This window comes from Chlamydiota bacterium (assembly GCA_016178055.1).
Lineage (GTDB): Bacteria > Auribacterota > JACPWU01 > JACPWU01 > JACPWU01 > JACOUC01.
This window is the reverse complement of record JACOUC010000062.1, coordinates 1-13,487: the sequence shown is the minus strand read 5'-3', so window position 1 is coordinate 13,487 and position 13,487 is coordinate 1. Positions and strand designations below refer to the sequence as shown.

The following is a 13,487-nucleotide window of genomic DNA, read 5'->3' as shown; positions in this document are numbered from 1 at the left end:
TTAAAAGTAAGAGAGGGACAGGCCTGCCTTTGGCAGGCTCCAGAGGTGGTGGGATGAATATTAAAGAAATTCAAGAAATGATCAAGCTGATGCAGGAAAATGATATCGTTGAGTTTCAGTTGGAACGCAACGGCTTTAAGATTGCATTAAAAAGAGGAAAAGCTCAAGGAGAGGTTCAGGCAGGTTTCGTTCAAGTTCCTGTACAAACGCAGACTGCTCTTTCCAAGGAGGAACCCAAAGAACATGAAAGTTTTGTCGAGGTGACCTCTCCCATGGTTGGAACTTTCTACGCTTCTCCTTCTCCAGAATCGGCTCCTTATCTCCAAATGAACCAGACGATTCAGAAGGGGGATGTGGTTTGTATTATTGAGGCGATGAAGGTGATGAATGAGATTAAATCCGAGTTTTCCGGTGTGGTTCTAGAAGTTTTAGTTGAGAATGGTCAACCCGTCGAATTTGGTCAACCTCTTTTTAAATTAAAGCCGTAGTCTACCATTATTCAAATTTTCATTACCTCAAGATTGTTCGCTCGTTGACGGTTTCCCGTTATCCGTAAACGATACGGGCAACGGGGAAACGGGTGACGGGAAACGGATTAATATGTTCGAAAAAATTTTGATTGCTAATCGGGGAGAAATTGCGCTTCGCATCATCCGAGCTTGTAAAGAATTAGGGGTGCGAACGGTTGCTGTTTATTCTCAAGCGGATATCCATTCTCCCCATGTTCGATACGCGGATGAGGCTATTTGCATTGGGCCTGCCCAGAGTGCGAACAGCTATCTTCATATTCCAAGCATTATGAGTGCGGCTGAAATTGCCGATGTGGAGGCGATTCATCCTGGATATGGTTTTTTGGCTGAAAACACCCATTTTGCAGAGATTTGTCAAAGCTGCAATATCAAATTCATCGGTCCTCCGGTCGAGAGTATTCGCTTGATGGGAGATAAAATTCAAGCGAAATCCTCCGTGAAACATGTCAGTGTTCCGACCATTCCAGGAAGTGAAGGAGCTATCAAGGATAGAAATGAAGCCCTTCAGATTTCAAAAAAAATGGGTTACCCCGTCATTATTAAGGCGGCGATGGGAGGGGGAGGGCGAGGAATGCGTATTGCTCATAATGATGTGAGTCTTGCGAGTGCTTTTATGACGGCAAAAGCAGAGGCAGAGGCTGTCTTTGATAGTGCCGAAGTGTATATTGAAAAATATTTAGAAAGTCCTCGCCATGTTGAAATTCAGATCATGGCTGATCAGCATGGTAACTATGTATATTTAGGAGAGCGGGATTGTACGATTCAGCGGAGGTATCAAAAATTGATTGAGGAATCGCCTTCCACAGCTGTCAGTTCTGCGACTCGGGCAAAAATGGGAAAGGCCGCGATTCGTGCCGCCAAGGGGGTCTCCTATCAGAATGTAGGAACGGTAGAATTTCTGGTCGATCGCCATGAAAATTTTTATTTTATGGAAATGAATACACGTGTTCAGGTGGAACATCCTGTGACAGAAATGGTCACCGGAATAGATATTATTAAACAACAAATCAAAATTGCTGCAGGTGAGAAGTTGCCCTTTGAACAGAAGGATATTCAGAATAAAGGTTGGGCGATTGAATGCCGAATTAATGCAGAGGATCCCGAAAGGGACTTTATGCCCAGTCCAGGCAGGATTACAGGTCTATTTTTACCAGGTGGTTTAGGGGTTCGAGTGGACACCCATGTTTATCATGGATATGAAATTCCTCCCTTTTATGATTCTATGATTGCGAAAGTCATTGCTCATGGCAAAGATAGAACGGAGGCCATTCAAATCATGGCTCGTGCCCTGGATGAATTATTAATTGAAGGGGTTAAAACGACCACTTCTTTTTTAAGAAGAATTTTGGATGAACCTAGATTTCGTTTGGGGCATTATTCAACGCAATTTGTAGAGGATTTCTTAAAACAAAGGTAAAATGACTCGCTCTTTTTCTTAGATTTTGCTAGAGTACAGACCTTTATTCCATTTTAGGGAAGGCTAAATATGGCATCTTTATTTTTATTTATTATGTCCTTGTTTCATCTTTCACTTGCTTTAGGACTCGTCATTGTTCTCTGTCAGCTTTCCTATACTTCTCAACCGATTATTTGGTTGATCAGCCACTATCGTTTTTGCTTGAAATTTTCTTGGCCTGAGCATTATTTTGCTCAAACCGCAGCGATTCTTTTTCTTTTAGAGGTTGAATACTTGGCCATTAAGATTCGAAAAGGCAAGAAGGAGCGCTATCTAACCTTTCGTCATCCTGAAGGGAGAGTATTTCTTTCGATTCGTGCGATTGAAACCTTTATTGAAAAGATAAGTCAAGGATTTCATGAAATTAAATCGATTCAACCAAAAGTGACGCGTTATCGTAAAGCGATCAAAATCATTTTGAATGTTAGTTTATGGAGTGGGTCAAATTTAGCAACCGTTTCTGAGGAGCTTCAGAAACACATTAAATCACAAGTTCAAAATATTTTAGGAATAGAAAAAGTGATTCAACTTGAAGTCAGTGTGATTGAAATTTCTGAAAAGAAAGCGGATCTTTTAGAGGGTAAAGGGTTTCAGGGAGTCGTGACGCCTTAAAATTATTTATAGAAATAGAATGAAAGGGTAGAGTTTATGAGGCGGATTGGAGTATTAACAGGGGGTGGCGATTGTCCGGGTTTAAACCCTGTTTTAAGGGGAATTGTACGTAAGGCTGCTTTGGAAAAATATGAAGTGGTTGGTTTTTTAAGAGGCTGGGCTGGAATTATTGAAGGGGATTATAAGATTTTAAATCGTGATTCTGTTTCAGGTATTTTGCACACGGGAGGGACGATTTTGAATACCTCCCGAACCAACCCTTATAAGAAGCCGGAAGATGTAAAAAAAGTGATCAAAAATTTTAAATCTCTAGAACTTGAGGCCTTGATTGCCATTGGGGGAGATGACACGCTTGGCGTTGCCCAGAAGCTCTTTCAACAAGAACACCTTTCCACGGTAGGGATTCCCAAGACCATTGACAATGATTTGGATGGAACGGACTGCACCTTTGGTTTTGATACGGCTGTTAATATTGCGATGGAGGCGATCGACCGGCTTCATACGACGGCTGCTTCTCATAATCGTGTGATGGTGGTCGAGCTCATGGGCCGTAATGCGGGATGGATTGCCTTACAGGCTGGGATTGCGGGTGGGGTCGATATTATTTTAATTCCTGAGATTGAGGTCAATATTGAAGAAGTTTGTAATGTGATTCGCCGTCGTCATAAAATGGGTCGAAACTTTAGCCTTGTCGCTGTTGCAGAGGGAGTTAAGCTAGGCTTAGATCTAGTTAAACAAAGTCAAGAACTCGATGCTTTTGGTCATGAGAAATTAGGAGGAGTGGGGGAGTTATTGGCCCATGAGATTGAGAAGAGGACAGGTTTTGAGACTCGGGTCACTGTGCTAGGTCACTTGCAGCGCGGCGGGACTCCAACAGCTTTTGATCGTGTGTTGGGGACGCGTTTTGGAGTGAAGGCGGTTGAATTGGTTAAGAGCAAAGAATTTGGAAAAATGGTGAGTCTTAGGGGAACAAAAATTGTTTCCGTTGATTTGTCAGAAGCGGTCAACAAATTAAAAACTGCTGATTTGGATCTCTACGAAGTGGCTAAGGTTTTTTTTGGATAATCACATTTCTTGTGGGGGTCCGATTTACCTATCCAGAGCCATGTCGAAGATCGAACCCGTTCCTTGGTGGCGGGTGGGTTGTATCCATGCGACCCTTCCATCACGATCGTGAGGCGATTGAGTGAATATTCTAACAAAACCCAAACTGGCAGAAGAAATTCAAAATGCTATTTCTAAAAGCATTTCAGTTAAAGAAATGCTTTTATCTCATCTTTATGTCACTCAGATTGCCCAAATGGCCGAGATCCTCATTCAAGGTCTTCGAGACGGAAATAAGCTGTTGATTTGTGGAAATGGGGGAAGTGCTGCCGATGCCCAGCACTTTGCGGCAGAATTGGTGACACGTTATAAAGTCGATCGTGCTCCGATTGCAGCTCTAGCGCTTACGACCGATGCTTCGATTTTGACCAGTGTAGGAAATGATTATCATTATGATCTCGTTTTTAGAAAACAGGTTGAAGCCCTTGGGAAAAGGGGAGATATTTTGGTGGCTATTTCGACCAGTGGTCGCTCTAAAAATGTTTTAGAGGCTGTTCAAGCAGCCCAGAAAAAGGGGCTTAAAACAATGGGTTTAATGGGAGGAAATTTGGATTCCCCTTTATCTAAAGAGGTCGATATTGCTTTTCATGTTCCTTCCACAGAAACAGCTCGCATTCAAGAATCTCATATTTTAGTGATTCATATTCTTTCTGAACTCATCGAAAACGAATTTGCTCATGGACCGTCCCTCTAAATTTTTTTTACCCTTAGCCCTCTCAAAGAAATTTCAACAATTTAAAGAACAGGGTCAAAAGATTGTTTTCACCAATGGCTGTTTTGATCTCTTACATGTGGGACATGTGCGGATTTTAAATCAGGCAAAACGATTGGGAGATGTTTTGGTTGTAGCCTTAAATACAGATTCTTCCGTCAGAAAACTAAAGGGGAAAAAGCGTCCGCTCGTCTCTCTGAAAGAGAGAATGGAAATCTTAAGCTCTTTAGAGGCTGTAGACTATGTCACTTCTTTCAGTGACGAAACCCCTCAAAGAATTATTCAAATTTTAAATCCAGATATTTTGGTTAAAGGTGGGGATTATAAGATGGATCAAGTGGTCGGTGCTCGTTATGTCAAGGACCAGGGAGGTAAAGTTGTGATCCTCCCTTTTATTAAGGGGCGTTCGAGTAGTGATTTATTGAGGAAGATGAAGGCGTTATGAAAAAAAGTATTCAAGGAAAAGATTTATATGCCATTTTAGATCGGGGATATCTAGAGCCTGATCAAATGGTAGATGTAGCAACGAGACTGGTTGAAGGCGGGTGTGAACTTATTCAATTCAGAGATAAAATTTCCCCTCTCTCAGAGGTTCTTCGATGGGGATTAAAGGTGAAGGCCATTTTACCTTTTCATGTTGTTTTTATTTTGAATGATTATGTTGAGTTGGTGAAAGAAATGGGCGCGGATGGGGTTCATTTGGGACAGGAGGACTACGGGATTAAAGAGGCAAGAAAAATTTTAGGAAATAATTTAATCATTGGGCTTTCAACCCACTCTAAAGAACAGGCCATTTTCTCTTCAACACAAGATGTGGATTACATCGGATGGGGTCCTGTTTTTAAAACTCAAACGAAACCCAAAATGACGCCCATTGGGTTAGAGTATCTTCCTGGAGTGAAGGAAAAAGTTTCTCATCCTATTTTTGCGATTGGGGGAATTGACTCTGGAAATGTAGTGGAGGTTTTAGAAAAGGGGGCTGATGGAGTTGCGGTGGTCAGTGCAATTTTAAAAAGTTCAGATATTTTTAAGACAACCTCTCATCTTCTTTCAAAAATAAGAGCATTTCGAGAGGGCAATCAGTTTACGGATTTACATTCATTCAAAAAGTGATATTCTCTAGTCCACAGTCACTATGAAAATTCAAAAATCAAACATCAAAAATCTTGTCGGACAATGTAAAACTTAAAATGTCTCCCTTGCAATCGCATTAGAAATTTTGAATTTTAATATGTCATTTTGCATTTTGATTTTTAAACTTTGAATTAACTATTTATTTCCATCCACTTAGATGATGGCCAAAGTTGCATGGTGAGAACTATAAAACTGAAAAAGAAACCTCAATCAATTGTTGTCGTCGGTTCTGTTGCTTTTGATACGGTCAAAACAGCTTATGGAAAGGTGGATGATGCCTTAGGGGGATCTGCAACCTATTTTACAATTGCTGCAAGAATTTTTGCTCCTGTTCAGGTGGTCGGTGTCGTTGGAGAAGATTTTTCAAAAGAGCATCTTGCTACTTTAAAAAATCCAAAAACCGATTTAAGCGGCCTAATCAGGCGGCCGGGAAAAACCTTTCGCTGGAGCGGCTCTTATGAAGATCCGAATGAAGCTAAAACGCATGACACTCAATTAAATGTTTTTGCTGAATTTAATCCTGAGCTTCCTAAAAGTTATCGGGAAACATCTTATCTTTTTCTTGCCAATATTCATCCCACTCTTCAAGAGAGTGTCCTTTCACAGGTAGGAACGCCTCATTTGGTTGCATGTGATACCATGAATCACTGGATCCGTTCTCACCGCAAAGAATTACTTGATCTCTATAAAAGAGTGACAATGATTTTCCTTAATGAGGGCGAGGCCAAACTTTTGACAGGAGAAAAACTTTTGGTAAAAGCGGCAAAGAAATTAAAATCTCTGGGCCCCAAATGGGTGATTCTTAAAAAAGGGGAGCATGGAGTGCTTGCCTTTGATGGAAAAGAATTTATTGCCCTACCCGCTTACCCTGTAGAAAATGTTGTAGATCCAACAGGGGCAGGTGATAGTTTTGCCGGAGCGTTCATGGGCTATCTTGCAAGTCAGGGAAATATGAAGCGGTTGACTGTCTTGAATGCTTTAAGATATGCGACCGTCGTCGCCTCGTTCGCTGTTGAGGATTTTAGTATTCGAAAAACAATCAAGCTCACTCGATCTATGATTGATAAACGATATCGGAAATTTTTAGAAATGGTAGGAAGTTAGTACATTTTTAACTTTAAACTTTAAACTTTGAATCTTGAACTGTCTTATCTAGCGGGTGTAATTCAGCGGTAGAATGCAAGCTTCCCAAGCTTGACGTCGTGGGTTCGACTCCCATCACCCGCTCAAACTTTTTATATAATAATAGAATAGGAAGCTCACAGTCTTATGAGAGGATCTGGTGGAGTCGAAGCCAACCCGAACGCCCCCTGTGGGGAAAGAGCCCCGATGAAGATCGGGGCGTTACAAACGAACATTCGTTTCTATCTTTTAAACTCTAACCTGGATTTCTCATCATATTTCTTGAGCGAGACCGCCCGAGTCCGCTTTGGATGATAGGAAGACGCTCCGTGCCGTGTGAGGCGTACTTTACAGTACGTTGAGCAGAATCCGCCTCTCTTGCGACGCAGACGAGGCGGAATTGAGGGAGAGCAGTAGAAATGTGATGAGAAATTCTGGTTTTTAGAAACAGACAGGGTTCGTATGAGAGATGTTTGGAATCGTTTATTGAGAATCTTAAGAGCGAACTTGTTCCCTTTGATGATGCCTAGAAAGAATATTTCTAGTCGCTTTGTAACTCCATCAAAAGTGGAGCAAAATGCGGTAGACATTTCTAGTCGTTTTGTAACTTCATCAAATGCAGAGCAAAATGCGGTGGATATTTTTAAAGGTGAATGGGTTTCACAATTACCTCAAGAGTTAAATGTTCAAGCAGGAAAAATCATGCTCTTTGATGATGCCAGAATTAAATGGGTGAATGATCGACTTTGTTTTCAAGATAAGAGCGTTCTTGAGTTGGGTTCGCTTGAAGGTGGGCACAGTTACCTGATGGAAAAATGCGGGGCATTGCGCATCGTGGCTATTGAATCCAATATGCACGCTTATTTAAGGTGTCTGATCGCAAAGGAATTACTGAAGTTGAAACGAGTTGAGTTTTTTTGCGTAGACTGCATGCAGTATCTGCAACATTTAGATTCAAGATTCGGAATTGTCATTGCCAGTGGCATACTCTACCACATGCAGAAGCCGGTTGAACTCTTGGAATTGATCTGTAAAACGTCAGACAGCCTATTTCTTTGGACGCATTATTACGATGAAACTCTGATGCAAAATAGGCCAACAATTGCGAGATCCTTTTCAAAGAAAGATTTATCAAATTATAAAGGATTTTCGCACACGCTTTATCGCAATGAGTATGGGGCGAGTTTGGATTCTAAATGTTTCTTAGGATCCAATTCTCACTTCAGTTGCTGGATGAGTCGAGAAGAGATTGTTGGAGCATTAGGGCATTTTGGAATGAATAAATTTGAATTTAATTTTGAGAATGAGGATCATCCAAACGGGCCTAGTTTTGGGCTTATTGCCATGAGATAGAATTTCAGATAGTGGAGACGGTCATTATCACAAGTCAGTAATTTTCTTTTCAGAAGAATTGTTGAGCCAGGCTCTCTTTATTCAAGATAAAATGAGTACGTGAGATGTTCCCTGTTTCGCCTTGTTGTTAACGTGTAAATATGTTATAAAAAACAGTATTTCTATGATTACAATTAATTTTATATTCTCAACTATCTTATTATCAATGAGTTATAAATTTTATGGGTCAAAAAACACGTAAAGTTTTTGTGAGGGATCTTCAAATTGGAGGGGGAGCCCCTATCTCGGTTCAGAGTATGTGTGCAACCAGAACCCGAGATATTGAAGCGACTTTGGGACAAGTTCGACTTTTAGAAGGAGCGGGAGCTGATCTCATTCGAATTGCTGTGGATAACATGCACGATGTTGAATGTCTTTCCGAGATTCGCAAAAGGACAAAGGCAAGGCTGGTGGTTGATTTACAGGAAAATTTTCGTTTGGCCGATCGTGTCGCACCCTTTGTCGATAAATTAAGATATAATCCAGGTCATCTTCATCATTTAGATCCTGAAATTTCCATCGAGAAAAAAGTCAAGTGGCTGGTAGAAATTGCAAAGAAAAATCGATGTGCTCTTCGTGTAGGTGTGAATTGCGGGTCTGTGGCCCCTTCTTTTCTTGAGAGCTATCCAGGTGATCATGTTACGGCCATTGTTGAGAGTGCTGTCTGGCATTGCCAGCTTTTGGATAATTTCAGTTTTACGAATTATGTGGTGAGTCTTAAGGACTCTGATCCTCAAAAAGTGGTTGCCTGTAACAAACGTTTCTCTGAAAGAAGGCCGGATCTTCCCATTCATTTGGGAGTCACGGAGGCAGGTCTTCTTCCCGATGGAATCATTAAAACCAGAATTGCGTTTGAACAATTGATTCCCCAAGGAATGGGAGACACTTTGCGTGTGTCTCTCACGGTTCCTTTTGAGGAAAAAGATGAGGAGATTAAGGCAGGTCGAAGTATTTTAAGCGATATTGCTGAAGGAAAATTCATTTCTGTCCCGGATTTTGGAAAGGGATTAAATATTATTTCCTGCCCTTCCTGTTCCAGAGTTGAAAATACCGCTTTTGTTGAATTGGCTCAAGAGGTGAAGCGAATCACTTCGTATGCGAAGGACCATCATATTACCATTGCAGTGATGGGATGCCGTGTCAATGGTCCTGGAGAAACGGATGATGCAGATCTTGGTTTATGGTGTGGGCCTGCGAGTGTTACTTTAAAAAAGAAATCCGCCACCCTTGGGACTTACAAGTATCAAGAGGTTATTCCCAGGCTTCGGCAGGAATTGGATGAATGGGTTGGACAAAAAGCAGGGTGAAAGATGGGAAGTTTTTTGCGCTCGATTTATTTATTAACCCGCTTAACCTGTAAGGAAACCCTTCGAAGCAAAACTTACGGTTTCGTTGTTCTTTTTTCACTTGTCTCAACTTCCAGTGCCTATCTTTTCTTAAATTTTACCTTTCAAGAACAGGAAAAGTTTTTTAAGGATATTAGTTTTGCTTCCATTACTTTTTTCTGCTTTGTGCTGGTGACTCTTCTAGGTGCGACGCAAATTCATGATGATTTTGAAAATTGTAGTATTTATACCCTCGTGATGAATCCCATGAGCCCCATGGGGTATCTTCTCGGCCGGTTTTTGGGAATTGTATTTTTAAGTGGTTTGGCTCTATTTTTAATGGGAATTCTTTTTTATCTTAATTTGATCGTTCAAAACATAAGATTTACGATGCTGGATCTTCCTTTAGATGCATCACTTCATTCTCTCTTGCCTCATTTAATCAAGAAGACTTTTCTGGATAATATTTCCATTTTAAAAGCCTTTGTCGCGACCTTTTTTCAAGGACTGATTCTTTCTTCTGTCGCACTTTTTCTTTCGGTTTTTTTTACATCGGTTCATGCCATTGTCGCAACGGTTTTCTTTTTTATGGTGGGGCATCTCATGGATTTTTTAATTCAGACGGCTTATCAATATCATGCCTTTTTAGGAAATTTATTTAGGGGTCTTTTAATCGGTATTCCTAATCTTGAGAATTTTAATATTTCAGATGCCATTGTTCTTGGGCAGAATATTTCGGGAACTTATATTGTTTACCTTTTTCTCTATACGACTGTTTCGGTGGCTATTTTTTTGACCCTGGCTCATCAAAAAATTCTGAGCAGAATGACGAATTTAGTGGGATGATCCCCCCACCTGCTGTTGTGCCGCTTTTGCGGCATACGCTCCGCGTAAAGGCCCAGAGGGCCATAGCACCAGGTGGGGGGATGAAAGGAGCAAAATGGAGTCTATTCTAGAAGCTTGCGATTTAGTCAAAATTTATAAGAATGTGTGGAAACGGCAAAAGGTTGTTGCTTTGGACCATTTAAATTTACAAGTCAGTCGAGGAGAGATTTTTGGCCTTTTGGGCCCCAATGGTTCTGGAAAGACAACGGCTATGAAGGCTTTTCTGGGTCTTCTCCGGTTGAATCAGGGGCAGGTAAAGGTTTTTAATCAAAAGCCCAATAAAATAGCCATTAAATCAAGAATTGGTTTCTTGCCTGAGGAGTCCTATCTCTATAAATTTTTGACGGCTCAAGAGAGTTTAGAGTTTTATGGAAAGTTGGCAGGTCTTCGATCAGGCCATATTCGTAAGGAAATTCCTCTGGTTCTTCAGAAAGTTGATTTAACTCATGCGAAGGATCGATGGGTTCGCAGCTTCTCAAAAGGAATGTTGAGGCGGCTAGGCCTTGCCTTTATCCTTCTCAAGGATCCTGATTTGATTTTTCTAGATGAACCTACGGTGGGTCTTGATCCCATTGGAACATTACAAGTGAGGGAAATGATTCTGGATCTTAAAAAAAGAGGAAAGACCATCATCATGTCGAGCCACCTCTTGGGTGAGATTGAAAATGTTTGTGACCGGGTTGCAATTCTTTATCAAGGGAAGGTCTTGCGGGAGGACACTCTAGACGCCCTTCTTGAAATTCCAGAAAAGACTCAGATTGTGGTAGACGGAACCTTAGATCAAGAATATCTCAAAAAGATATTTGAAGAGTTAGGAATCACCGTTGATACGGTGGGACGTCCTCGAAAAACCCTCGAAAGGGCGTTTGTAGAAACCCTGCGTGTTCCTCGTCCATGATGAAAATTCTAGCCATCATCTTACAAACAATCAAAGAAGAATGGAGGCGAAGAACGCTTCTACTGCTCCTTCTTTTTCCTCCCATTTGTGTTTATAGCTCAACCGTTTTTATTTCGCTCACTCCAGGTTCAGAGAAAAAATTTATGATGGACATTGGAATCAGTTCTATTTCATTTTTTATGATGTTCATTACAGCTCTTTTGAGCAGCGATCTCTTTTTTAAGGAAGAACGTCAGGGAACCGTTTATTTTTTTCTTTCGAATCCTGTTCGTATTGAAGGTGTTGTTTTAGGAAAATTTTTCGGAGGGGTTTTGTTTTTAATTTTAGATCTGGTTTTGATGGGTGTTTTCGCGTTGGGTGTGATTTTTTTGAAATTTCATGTTTGGGATATGAATTTTATGAAGGCCCTACTTTTGCTTCTAGGCCTCTTTGTGATTCTTCATGCATGGGGTATTTTTGCCGCAACGTTTCTGACAAAATTTACCCATTTTATGATGATGGTGATGATTTATTTTTTGGGACATTTAACGAATTATTCTGAATATTTTGGGGAATATGCCAATGGCACTTTCGCAACAATTTTTCAAGTTCTACTCAAATGGGTTCCAAATTTTGAACGTTTTGAAGCCAGAGACCTCCTGGTTTTAGATATGAATCTTGAATGGGCAAAAATAGGACATGATTACTTGTATGTGATTTTATATTCTCTCCCCTTAATTTTTCTAGCGACCTTTCTTTTAAAAAGAAGAAATTTATCATGAAAAAAGCTTATGCCTTGGCCGCGTTGCTCATTTTCCTAAATCTTCAAATCCGAATTCAAAATCATGTTGAAAATCGACGCATCAATGTTGAAGGACTTAAAACCCACTTTCTTTTTCAAGTAGGTGAAGCGGTGAATGGCATTCTTGCCGGCGGGTTTCGAGGGATTGCGGCTGATCTTCTTTGGGTCAGGTTAGATGAATACAGCCACCATGGCCAATGGTATAAACTACTTCCTTTGTTTAAAGCTGTAACTTTTCTTCAGCCCCAGTTTATTACGGCTTGGAGTGTCGGGGGTTGGCACATGGCCTTTAATCTCTATTTTTATAGTAAAACAGATCTTGAGAAGAAGCGGTGGCTGGAAGAGGGTTTGAAATTTTTAAAATCTGGCCTCATGCAAAATTCAAATCGTTACGAGCTGTATTTTGAATTGGGCTGGACCTATTTTTATAAGGCCAAGGATTACCCTAATGCCATTCGGTATCTCCGCCATGGGATTAAATATGAACATCCACAGTTTGTAGAACATCTTCTCGCTCATGCCTACGAGAAAAATGGAGAATTAAAAGAGGCCTTGAATGTATGGAAGGATATTCAACAAAGACCTACCCGTAATCAGGTTTTGGATTCTGTCGTCAATCGCTTTATCCATGAGCTTGGGGAAAAGTTAAAAGAGAAAATAACCCCGTAGCTTCATGAAAATTTTAACTTTTTCTTTGGAATATAAAAAAATCTCTGTTAAAGAGACCAGGCAAACTACGGCTCTATAACAGAGATTCAATTTTCTTCCCTTTTCTTAAAGAGACACCCCAAGGATGGAAAAGGTAAAAAAATAAAAAATTAAAAATTCACGTAATTATCTTGGATAAAGAAGGTCATAACTATAAAATCTGATGTGGGTTTTATGAGGTTTATTTTTTACTTTTTTATCACATAAATTGTCGATACCTTTAGGGAGGAAGCAAAGGTGAGATCATTTTGTCAAAAGACATTGAAGCTGGTTCTTATTGCTTCTTTATTTTTCCATGATGTCTACATAAGTTTAGGATTCTTCAAATACTAAAAACACAGCTCGAGGCTCGAAGCTCGAGGCTCGAGGCAAAAGCAGAAACACAGCTCGAGGCTCGAAGCTCGAGGCTCGAGGCAAAAGCAGAAACACAGCTCGAGGCTCGAAGCTCGAAGCTCGAGGCAAAAGCAGAAAGACAGCTCGAGGCTCGAAGCTCGAAGCTCGAGGCAAAAGCAGAAAGACAGCTCGAGGCTCGAAGCTCGAAGCTCGAGGCAAAAACAGAAAGACGGCTCGAGGCTCGAAGCTCGAAGCTCGAAGCAAAAGCAGAAAGACAGCTCGAGGCTCGAAGCTCGAAGCAAAAGCAGAAAGACAGCTCGAGGCTCGAAGCTCGAGGCTCGAAGCAAAAACAAAAGCAAAAAAACAGAAGTATTTACCTCGAGCCTCGAGCCTTTGGCCTCGAGCAAGCCTTTCTATGTTTTTTCAGAAGCAGCTGCAGGACAGATGGATATGATTTTTTTTAAAAGCTTTCCAAAGAAGGAGGCCCTTTCTCTG

The 13,487-nt window shown here is 40.8% G+C and carries 15 protein-coding genes and 1 tRNA gene; 15 read left to right on the top strand and 1 reads right to left on the bottom strand.

What is annotated here, in order from left to right:
* The first annotated feature begins 53 nt into the window (after nt 1-53).
* The 15 genes from accB to HYS07_09150 all read left to right on the top strand — a co-directional run bounded on the left by accB (nt 54) and on the right by HYS07_09150 (nt 12,620).
* Nucleotides 54-488, top strand: coding sequence for an acetyl-CoA carboxylase biotin carboxyl carrier protein (accB, locus tag HYS07_09220; GenBank protein MBI1871357.1), 435 nt, complete (start codon nt 54-56; stop codon nt 486-488).
* Nucleotides 489-600: 112 nt separating this feature from the next.
* Nucleotides 601-1,947, top strand: a complete 1,347-nt coding sequence (gene accC / locus HYS07_09215; GenBank protein MBI1871356.1) for an acetyl-CoA carboxylase biotin carboxylase subunit — start codon at nt 601-603, stop codon at nt 1,945-1,947.
* 69 nt (nt 1,948-2,016) lie between these two features.
* A complete protein-coding gene (gene amaP, locus HYS07_09210; protein ID MBI1871355.1) occupies nt 2,017-2,598 on the top strand; it encodes an alkaline shock response membrane anchor protein AmaP in 582 nt (193 codons plus the stop codon).
* 36 nt (nt 2,599-2,634) lie between these two features.
* The gene (locus HYS07_09205; GenBank protein ID MBI1871354.1) at nt 2,635-3,663 is read left to right on the top strand and encodes a 6-phosphofructokinase; all 1,029 of its coding nucleotides are present in this window, start codon (nt 2,635-2,637) and stop codon (nt 3,661-3,663) included.
* 196 nt (nt 3,664-3,859) lie between these two features.
* Nucleotides 3,860-4,396, top strand: a complete 537-nt coding sequence (locus tag HYS07_09200; GenBank protein ID MBI1871353.1) for an SIS domain-containing protein — start codon at nt 3,860-3,862, stop codon at nt 4,394-4,396.
* On the top strand, nt 4,380-4,859 hold the full coding sequence (gene rfaE2 / locus HYS07_09195) for a D-glycero-beta-D-manno-heptose 1-phosphate adenylyltransferase (protein ID MBI1871352.1): 480 nt from the start codon (nt 4,380-4,382) through the stop codon (nt 4,857-4,859). The genes HYS07_09200 and rfaE2 overlap by 17 nt, the downstream gene beginning before the upstream one ends.
* Nucleotides 4,856-5,527 carry a thiamine phosphate synthase gene (gene thiE, locus HYS07_09190; GenBank protein ID MBI1871351.1) on the top strand — a complete coding sequence of 224 codons (672 nt, stop codon included), beginning with the start codon at nt 4,856-4,858 and terminating at the stop codon, nt 5,525-5,527. Before rfaE2 ends, thiE begins: the two co-directional genes overlap by 4 nt.
* A gap of 195 nt (nt 5,528-5,722) precedes the next feature.
* Entirely contained in the window at nt 5,723-6,652 is a 930-nt protein-coding gene (locus HYS07_09185) for a bifunctional hydroxymethylpyrimidine kinase/phosphomethylpyrimidine kinase (GenBank protein ID MBI1871350.1), read from the top strand.
* Between the two features lie 51 nt (nt 6,653-6,703).
* Nucleotides 6,704-6,775, top strand: a tRNA-Gly gene (locus tag HYS07_09180).
* Nucleotides 6,776-7,132: 357 nt separating this feature from the next.
* Nucleotides 7,133-8,023 carry a DUF1698 domain-containing protein gene (locus HYS07_09175; protein MBI1871349.1) on the top strand — a complete coding sequence of 297 codons (891 nt, stop codon included), beginning with the start codon at nt 7,133-7,135 and terminating at the stop codon, nt 8,021-8,023.
* 221 nt (nt 8,024-8,244) lie between these two features.
* Nucleotides 8,245-9,369 (top strand): (E)-4-hydroxy-3-methylbut-2-enyl-diphosphate synthase, encoded by a 1,125-nt coding sequence (ispG, locus tag HYS07_09170; GenBank protein ID MBI1871348.1) that lies wholly within the window; start codon nt 8,245-8,247, stop codon nt 9,367-9,369.
* A 3-nt stretch (nt 9,370-9,372) separates the two neighbouring features.
* On the top strand, nt 9,373-10,233 hold the full coding sequence (locus HYS07_09165; GenBank protein MBI1871347.1) for a hypothetical protein: 861 nt from the start codon (nt 9,373-9,375) through the stop codon (nt 10,231-10,233).
* Nucleotides 10,234-10,327: 94 nt separating this feature from the next.
* Nucleotides 10,328-11,170, top strand: coding sequence for an ABC transporter ATP-binding protein (locus HYS07_09160; protein ID MBI1871346.1), 843 nt, complete (start codon nt 10,328-10,330; stop codon nt 11,168-11,170).
* The gene (locus HYS07_09155; GenBank protein MBI1871345.1) at nt 11,167-11,931 is read left to right on the top strand and encodes an ABC transporter permease subunit; all 765 of its coding nucleotides are present in this window, start codon (nt 11,167-11,169) and stop codon (nt 11,929-11,931) included. Before HYS07_09160 ends, HYS07_09155 begins: the two co-directional genes overlap by 4 nt.
* Nucleotides 11,928-12,620 (top strand): hypothetical protein, encoded by a 693-nt coding sequence (locus HYS07_09150; GenBank protein ID MBI1871344.1) that lies wholly within the window; start codon nt 11,928-11,930, stop codon nt 12,618-12,620. Before HYS07_09155 ends, HYS07_09150 begins: the two co-directional genes overlap by 4 nt.
* Before the next feature lie 368 nt (nt 12,621-12,988).
* On the opposite strand, the gene HYS07_09145 is transcribed toward HYS07_09150, so the two are convergent.
* The gene (locus tag HYS07_09145) at nt 12,989-13,399 is read right to left on the bottom strand and encodes a hypothetical protein (GenBank protein ID MBI1871343.1); all 411 of its coding nucleotides are present in this window, start codon (nt 13,397-13,399) and stop codon (nt 12,989-12,991) included.
* Between the last annotated feature and the right edge of the window lie 88 nt (nt 13,400-13,487).

Bases quoted from the DNA above. Each gene is read 5' to 3' on its own strand.
- HYS07_09155 (MBI1871345.1), top strand. From the start codon at position 11,167: ATGATGAAAATTCTAGCCATCATCTTACAAACAATCAAAGAAGAATGG.
- HYS07_09200 (MBI1871353.1), top strand. From the start codon at position 3,860: ATGCTTTTATCTCATCTTTATGTCACTCAGATTGCCCAAATGGCCGAG.
- HYS07_09160 (MBI1871346.1), top strand. From the start codon at position 10,328: ATGGAGTCTATTCTAGAAGCTTGCGATTTAGTCAAAATTTATAAGAAT.
- accB (MBI1871357.1), top strand. From the start codon at position 54: ATGAATATTAAAGAAATTCAAGAAATGATCAAGCTGATGCAGGAAAAT.
- HYS07_09150 (MBI1871344.1), top strand. From the start codon at position 11,928: ATGAAAAAAGCTTATGCCTTGGCCGCGTTGCTCATTTTCCTAAATCTT.
- thiE (MBI1871351.1), top strand. From the start codon at position 4,856: ATGAAAAAAAGTATTCAAGGAAAAGATTTATATGCCATTTTAGATCGG.
- HYS07_09175 (MBI1871349.1), top strand. From the start codon at position 7,133: ATGAGAGATGTTTGGAATCGTTTATTGAGAATCTTAAGAGCGAACTTG.
- amaP (MBI1871355.1), top strand. From the start codon at position 2,017: ATGGCATCTTTATTTTTATTTATTATGTCCTTGTTTCATCTTTCACTT.
- rfaE2 (MBI1871352.1), top strand. From the start codon at position 4,380: ATGGACCGTCCCTCTAAATTTTTTTTACCCTTAGCCCTCTCAAAGAAA.
- ispG (MBI1871348.1), top strand. From the start codon at position 8,245: ATGGGTCAAAAAACACGTAAAGTTTTTGTGAGGGATCTTCAAATTGGA.
- accC (MBI1871356.1), top strand. From the start codon at position 601: ATGTTCGAAAAAATTTTGATTGCTAATCGGGGAGAAATTGCGCTTCGC.
- HYS07_09165 (MBI1871347.1), top strand. From the start codon at position 9,373: ATGGGAAGTTTTTTGCGCTCGATTTATTTATTAACCCGCTTAACCTGT.
- HYS07_09185 (MBI1871350.1), top strand. From the start codon at position 5,723: ATGGTGAGAACTATAAAACTGAAAAAGAAACCTCAATCAATTGTTGTC.
- HYS07_09205 (MBI1871354.1), top strand. From the start codon at position 2,635: ATGAGGCGGATTGGAGTATTAACAGGGGGTGGCGATTGTCCGGGTTTA.